Origin of the sequence: Deinococcus carri, assembly GCF_039545055.1 — a bacterium.
In the GTDB taxonomy this organism is placed as follows: domain Bacteria; phylum Deinococcota; class Deinococci; order Deinococcales; family Deinococcaceae; genus Deinococcus; species Deinococcus carri.
In genome coordinates, this window is record NZ_BAABRP010000011.1 from 108,972 (window position 1) to 115,765 (window position 6,794).

Here is a 6,794-nt window from a genome sequence, read left to right on the forward strand (position 1 = left end):
CGCCCCTTATCACCCCTGCCCTGGAGAACCCATGCCCAAGAAAACCCTGATCCTGTCGGCCCTGACGCTGCTTTCGACCGCCGCTGCCCTCACCGTGAGGCACGAGCGGGGCACCCTGGACCTGAAAACGCCCGCCAAACGGGTGGTGGCGCTGGAATACTCGTTTCTGGACACCCTGGTCGCCCTGGGGGTGAAGCCCGTGGGGGCGGCCCTGGGTACGCAGGGGGGGGACCGGGGTGTGCCCCCCTACCTGGCCCCGCGCGTGAAGGGCATTCCCGCGACCGGCAGCCGCGCCCAGCCCAGCCTGGAACTGCTGGCGGCGGGCCGCCCCGACCTGATCCTGGCCGACGCCTTCGTGCACCAGGACACGTACCCGCAACTGGCGAAACTCGCGCCCACCGCCGCGTTTCAGAGCCGCCGGGGCAGCCTGGACGACCTGAATGCCCAGACCCTCGCCATCGGGCAACTGGTGGGACGCGAGACGGCCGCCAGACGCCTGCTGGCCGAACAGCAGGCCCTGATCAGGAAAGCGAGGGCGTTTGCGAAAAAGGGCGCGCCCCCCTTCGTGGCGGCGGTCGTCACGCCCAAGTCGCTCACCGTGCATACCAGTGGGAGCTTCGTGGGCAGCTACCTGGAGGACCTGGGCCGGAAGAATCAGTTGCCGGTCAAGGACGGCCAGACCCAGTACGAAGTCTCGCTGGAGGGCCTGGTGGCCCTGAACCCGCAGACGCTGGTGCTGTTCACCGCGCCGGACGAAACACCCATCACCGACGCCTGGAAGAAAAATCCGCTGTGGCAGAAGATAGCGGCGGTGCAGCGCGGGCGGGTCTACCAGTTCAACCGCGACAACTGGACCCGTGGGCGCGGCCCGCTGGCCCTGCGCCTGATGGTGGCGGAAACCATTCAGAGCCGCCTGCTTCAGGACGCCGCGCCCGGTGCAGAGTTCGGGAACTAGGTCGCGGATGGCAGGAGGCTGCAGGCGGACCCCCGGAGGTTCCCCATGATCCACGCACCCAGATACACGGACCGCCGCGCCCTGCTGCTCGGGGGGCTGCTGCTGGCCGCGACCCTGGTGCTGGGCATCCTGGCGCTGGGCCTGGGTGCGGTGAAGACCCCGGCGGGGGACGTGGTGCAGGTGTTGCTGGGCCGGGGGGACGAGTTGACCCGGCAACTGGTGCTGGAGTTGCGTGCGCCGCGCATCGTGGTGGCACTGCTGACGGGAGCGATGTTCGCCGCGTCCGGCGCGATGATGCAGGGCGTGATCCGCAACCCGCTGGCCTCGCCCGACATCATCGGTGTGGGGGCGGGGGCCGGGCTGGCCGCCACCCTCTTCCTGCTGGCGTGGCCGTCCGCGCCTCCCGGTGGCCTGCCCTGGGCCGCCCTGGCCGGGGCCTGGGCGGGCTTCGCGCTGGTGCTGCTGCTGTCGCGCGAGTGGAGCGGAAAAGCCATACAGGCGCTGCATCCGGTGCGCCTGGCGCTGGTGGGCGTGGCGGTGGCGGCGGCCCTGGGGGCGGTTCAGCAGCTCGTGCTGGTGCGTGCGCCCGATGGCCTGGGCGCGGCCCTCAGCTTCCTGACGGGCACCGTGTACGGCGCGGACGCCGTGCGGGCGGCACGGGTGCTGCCCTGGGCGCTGGTCCTGCTGCCCGCCGCCCTGCTCTGCTCGCGCACGCTGGACGTGCTGAGCCTGGGGGAGGACCTGGCGACCTCTCTCGGCGCGCGGGTGGGCGCGGCCCGCCTGTTCTGTCTGGCGGTCGCGGTGGCGCTGGCCGGTGCGGCCGTCACGGGCGCGGGAATTCTCGGCTTCGTGGGTCTGCTCGCCCCGCACCTGGCCCGCCTGCTGGTGGGAGCCAGGCACGCCCGGCTGCTGCCCCTCGCCATGCTGCTCGGCGCGTTTCTCGTCCTCGCGGCGGATACGCTGGGGCGCGCGCTGCTCCCGCCCACCGAGGTGCCCGCCGGAATCTTCACCACGCTGGTCGGAGCGCCGTATTTCCTCTATCTGCTGCGGAGGACACGGTGAGCGGCCGGGGTGCCGGGGGCGCGGAACATCACCCCCGGCCCATGCGCCGTCCGAAAGGCCATCCCCATGACTGATTTTCCCCTCACCACCGACAAACTCCGCCTGGGCTACGGCTCCAGCATCATCATTCCCGAACTGGATTTGCGCGTGGCGGGCGGCAAGGTCACGTCCATCATCGGGCCGAACGGCTGCGGCAAAAGCACCCTGCTGCGGGCGCTGGCCCGGCTGCTCCCGGTGGGCAGCGGCCAGATTCACCTCTATGGACAGGCCCTCCACGCCCTGCCCAGCAAGGACGTGGCGCGGCGGCTGGCGATCTTGCCGCAGGGGCCGACCGCGCCGGAGGGGCTGAGCGTCGAGGACCTGGTGTGGTTCGGGCGTCACCCGCATCAGGGGCGCTTTCCGGTGCGGCGGGAGGAAGACCGCGAGGCTGTGAACTGGGCACTCGACCAGACGGGGATGCGAATTTTCGCGGGCCGCCCGCTCGAAGCCCTTAGCGGTGGGCAACGGCAGCGGGCCTGGATCGCCATGAGTCTCGCGCAGCAGACCGACATCCTGCTGCTCGACGAACCCACCACCTACCTGGACCTGTCACACCAGCTGGAGGTGCTGCACCTGGCCCAGCGCCTGAACCGGGAACAGGGCAAGACCGTGGTGATGGTGCTGCACGACCTCAACCAGGCCGTGCGGTACAGCGACGAGATCATCACCATGAAGGGCGGCGAGGTGTACGCGCAGGGCGAGGCGGGCGTGGTCCTCACCCCGGAACTGCTGCGTGACGTGTTCAGCCTCAAGGCGCACATCCTGACCGACCCGGACACCGGGAAGCCCCACGTCATTCCCTATGCGTTGACACGCTGAAGCAGGCGGGAAGTGTGCCGAATGTCCGGCACCTCTCTCACGCCGGCCGGGCAGGGCACCAGCCGTCCTGACCCCTGCTGGAAAGAGGAACACGCACACGCTGCTACACACAAGACAATGGCCCTTCCCGGTCCTGGGCGATTCTGGCCTGTGCTGGGACAGGATGCCCCCGTGCTGCTGGCGAGCCTCCATCCTTGGCGACTGTCGCGGATGGGTGAGGTTTGCGGGACGGGTCGCCAGGACGCTGCTGGCTGAGGACCAGGGCATCCCTCAGGGACCAGCCGTTGTCCAGCATGACCCCAGTCTCGGTCAGGGGGCGGCAGGCGGAATGAGGTACGCTCGGAGTGCTGCACCGGATGTCCCCGCCGACTCGCGGCTTCTGCTGGGCAGGAAGGAGCATGAAAGATGAACATCAAAACCGTCACGGTATGCGGCAGCGGCGTGCTGGGTTCGCAGATTGCCTTTCAGACCGCCTTTCACGGCTTCGATGTGCGCGTATACGACATCGACGACGAGGCCATCGCCCGGGCCAGGGCAACCGTGCAGGGCTTGCAGGGGCGGTATCAGCAGGACCTGCAAGCCACGCCGGAGCAGACCCAGGCTGCGCTGGCACGCCTGGCGTTCTTCACCGACTTGGCCGAGGCGGTACGCGGCGCGGAGCTGGTGATCGAGGCCATCCCGGAAGTGCTGGACATCAAGCGCGACTTCTACCGGAAGCTGGGGCAGGTCGCCGACCCGGACACCATCTTCGCCACCAACACCTCGACCCTGCTGCCCAGTGAGCTGATGGAGGCCACCGGGCGGCCCGGGAAGTTTCTGGCCCTGCACTTCGCCAACCAGATCTGGGTCAACAACACGGCCGAGATCATGCGCACGCCCAGGACGGACGACGCGGTGTTCGACACCGTCGTGCAGTTCGCCAGGGATATTGGCATGGTCGCGTTGCCACTGCATAAGGAGCAGGCCGGGTACATCCTGAACACCCTGCTGGTGCCGCTGCTGGGGGCGGCCCTGGAACTGGTCGTGAAGGGGGTCGCCGACCCGCAGACAGTGGACAAGACCTGGATGGTGGCGACCGGCGCGCCACGGGGTCCCTTCGCCATCCTGGACGTGATCGGCCTGACCACGCCGTACAACATCAACCTGGCGGCCTCACAGGGCGACCCGGGGCGCGCGGCCGTGGCGCAGTACCTCAAGCACTACATCGACCAGGGCAAGCTGGGCGTGGCTGCCGGTGAGGGCTTTTACACGTACCCGGACCCGGCCTACCTCCGGGAGGAGTTCCTGAAGTAACGGCCCGCAGGCCACGCCTCCCCGAAGCTGCCCGTCCCGGTGCTCAGAAGTCCTCCACCTCGTTCTGTACGTCGTCGTCTTCCACCGCGACGTAGCGGCGGGTAGTGTCCACCGACGAGTGGCCCAGGAACAGCCCGACACGGGTGAAATCACGGGTGGCGCGGTAGAGCCGGGTGCCCGAGTGTTTTCTGGCGGCGTGGAAGCCGCGCCAGGCGTCCCCATGCCCCGCGGCCCGAAAGGCCCTGGACATCCGGTACGTCGCCTGCGCGTAGTTCCAGTCGAACAGCGACCCGTCCGGCCGCACCGGGGGGAGGCCTACCAGCGCTGTGCGAACCCGCTTGCCCAGCGGCACCCGGCGAAGTTTCCCCCCCTTGCCGTGAACGGTCAGGCGCGTGCCCTGAAGGTCGGTGGCCTTCACGCCGAGCGCCTCGCTGACGCGCAAGCCCGCATGGGCACACAGCAGCAGCAGGGCCGCCAGCCGCGGCTCGCAGTGGGGCAGCACCTCATCAACCTCGCGCAGGTACGGCGGATTCTTGATGATGCCGGGGGTGGGGTCGGGCGGGACAGGGGCGTCCTCGAAAGGCTGGGCTTCCGTTGCGCCCGCCCAGCGCAGCGCGCGGTAGAGTGCCCGTGCCCCCGCCACATACTGGGCGACCGTGGCTGCCGCCAGGTGCCCACTCTTCCCGCGTCCCTGCGAGGGCCGCCGCTGAAGCTGCGCCACATACCGCCCGCCGTCGCGCCGCCCCGGCCGCAGGAGCTGAACCCCCTGCTCGTGTGCCCAGGGTACAAAGTCCCGCACAGCGAGCGCGTAGGCCTCCAGCGTCTTGCGGCTTGTTCGCGCGCCCTTGCGACTGGCCGTGGTCATGTACGCCTGCATGACGAGAACCAGCATGTCCGTGTCGTAGGTACTCGCGGCCTCTACCGCCCGCACCCGCAGCGCCTGGTCGGTCAGGTTTGCCAGGGCCAGCGTGTCCTGCACCTGAACCAGCGTCATGGGTAACTCCCAGAAACCAGCTGGGGAAAGAGGCAGGCTGAACGCGTCATCTTGGAAGAAAGTCTAGCCTCTCTGACCATCTTTTGAAACTAAGAGAGATTAGTGTGAAATGGCTTCTTTGAATATATACAAGAGAAGATAGGCAACAACCAAGCCCCTTTCCGCTCAACCCCAAAACCCGAACCGCCAGAAACAGTGTGATAGAGATACAACATGCGCCGCTCTCCCGAGACCGACAACGAAAACCCCCAGGAAACCGCCCTGCTAACGGCCATCGCGGCCTGGCAAGCAGGCACCATCCCGCGTGAAAGTCTTGTCGCGCAATTCACTGGGATCAGCCGGGAAGAGGGTCAGCTTATCCAACAGGTCATCACGAGCCTAATACAGCACGCCCCGGCATCAGCTGAAGCAAAAAGCCCCGACCGGAGCACTAACGAATGGCGTGCCGAACTCATGGACAGCCGCGCCAGAGCCTGGGCACATCCTGCCAGCGCGGGCCTGCTGGTTGGCCCGGAAGTCCTGATCCTGACCGATGGACGCCAGGGCATCAGCCTCCGCCCAACAAGAGTCTGGGTGCTGAACAGTAGTGTCAGTGCTTCGCTGCTGCTGCTCTGCCAGACCATCGTCATGGCCGATCATGCTCTCAACGCGCAGGAGCTTGGGAAGCTGCGGCAACAGCGTATCGAGTCCACCTCCAGCTCCCTGTCGGAAATTGAGCCTCTGCCCTAATAGGGCCTGCTAACTTCGGAGAAGGTCAATGCAGGGAGGCCTGGATGAGTTGCTTCCTCATTTGAGGGATAGGAATGAGCAAGCAATCTCTCGCTGGTGTTGGAGACTGGGTTATATATATTCTCGGAAGAGCAATCAGGACAGACAACATGTGGCAGACAGATAACCGAACGGTCTCGGCTGCCAGGTCCACCTGGGTCCACCTGGTCAGACACGGCAGTGACCTGCCCGAGCCAATAGCCGCAGCCAACACCTTTGTGCTCGTTCCGCTATTTGAGGGTCTGCCACGAGCGGCGCTAGAGGGAATGGCGGCTAGCCCGTCGAGCGTTGAGATAGCCCTCTACGGGACCTGCGAGGCCTTCCAGGCGGAGAGAGATGACTAACTTCTAGCCAGCTCCCCAGACGGTGGCGCAACTGAACGTGAACTCAGTGCTACACATGGCCGCCGAGACAGACCAGCTTTACAAGGAGATGCGCCTGTCAAAACAGTTCACTGACCAGCAGATCATGGTAAGGGTAAAACAGAAGAAGCCCCGCTTTTTAGCGGGGCTTTTCAACAGTCTCTTTTGGAGAAAAAGGGAAAACCCCCGCGCTGACCGACTTTTCCGGGACCCTGCGGTCCGAGTATCATAGGCGCTGCCGTGTTTCACGACCCTGTTCGGCATGGAGAGGGGTGGTTCCGCGGCGCTGTAGGCACGGGGGTGTCTGCGTTTATGGTTGGAGCAAAAAACGCAAGACTGACCTGCGAAGTCAGAGCGTAAGAAGAGAGAAAAATAGTCAAGACCTCGTCTGATGAGGACCAGTCAACTGAGGGCATTGCTGCGCTTACATTTCTGGCCTCTGTACCCGGTGGTCTACCGGGAGACTTACCTTCTGAGAAGTGGGAGAACTCATCTTGGGACG

7 protein-coding genes and 2 rRNA genes are annotated in these 6,794 nt (G+C 66.2%); 6 read left to right on the forward strand and 3 right to left on the reverse strand.

What is annotated here, in order from left to right; translation table 11 throughout:
• Nucleotides 1-31: 31 nt before the first annotated feature.
• The 4 genes from ABEA67_RS13565 to ABEA67_RS13580 all read left to right on the forward strand — a co-directional run bounded on the left by ABEA67_RS13565 (nt 32) and on the right by ABEA67_RS13580 (nt 4,168).
• On the forward strand, nt 32-955 hold the full coding sequence (locus tag ABEA67_RS13565; RefSeq protein WP_345466060.1) for an ABC transporter substrate-binding protein: 924 nt from the start codon (nt 32-34) through the stop codon (nt 953-955).
• A gap of 45 nt (nt 956-1,000) precedes the next feature.
• Nucleotides 1,001-2,017, forward strand: coding sequence for a FecCD family ABC transporter permease (locus ABEA67_RS13570; RefSeq protein WP_345466062.1), 1,017 nt, complete (start codon nt 1,001-1,003; stop codon nt 2,015-2,017).
• A gap of 66 nt (nt 2,018-2,083) precedes the next feature.
• Nucleotides 2,084-2,875, forward strand: a complete 792-nt coding sequence (locus tag ABEA67_RS13575) for an ABC transporter ATP-binding protein (RefSeq protein ID WP_345466064.1) — start codon at nt 2,084-2,086, stop codon at nt 2,873-2,875.
• 405 nt (nt 2,876-3,280) lie between these two features.
• A complete protein-coding gene (locus tag ABEA67_RS13580; RefSeq protein WP_345466067.1) occupies nt 3,281-4,168 on the forward strand; it encodes a 3-hydroxyacyl-CoA dehydrogenase in 888 nt (295 codons plus the stop codon).
• Nucleotides 4,169-4,211: 43 nt separating this feature from the next.
• Here ABEA67_RS13580 and ABEA67_RS13585 read toward each other — a convergent pair whose 3' ends face one another.
• The gene (locus ABEA67_RS13585; RefSeq protein WP_345466071.1) at nt 4,212-5,162 is read right to left on the reverse strand and encodes a tyrosine-type recombinase/integrase; all 951 of its coding nucleotides are present in this window, start codon (nt 5,160-5,162) and stop codon (nt 4,212-4,214) included.
• 213 nt (nt 5,163-5,375) lie between these two features.
• Between ABEA67_RS13585 and ABEA67_RS13590 the strand changes: the two genes are divergently transcribed.
• Complete coding sequence (locus ABEA67_RS13590) at nt 5,376-5,891, forward strand: hypothetical protein (protein WP_345466072.1); 516 nt, start codon at nt 5,376-5,378, stop codon at nt 5,889-5,891.
• A 74-nt stretch (nt 5,892-5,965) separates the two neighbouring features.
• Nucleotides 5,966-6,274 (forward strand): hypothetical protein, encoded by a 309-nt coding sequence (locus tag ABEA67_RS13595; RefSeq protein ID WP_345466075.1) that lies wholly within the window; start codon nt 5,966-5,968, stop codon nt 6,272-6,274.
• A gap of 201 nt (nt 6,275-6,475) precedes the next feature.
• On the opposite strand, the gene rrf is transcribed toward ABEA67_RS13595, so the two are convergent.
• Nucleotides 6,476-6,592: ribosomal RNA gene (rrf, locus tag ABEA67_RS13600) — 5S ribosomal RNA — on the reverse strand.
• Between the two features lie 72 nt (nt 6,593-6,664).
• A 23S ribosomal RNA gene (locus ABEA67_RS13605) occupies nt 6,665-6,794 on the reverse strand; the annotation flags it as partial.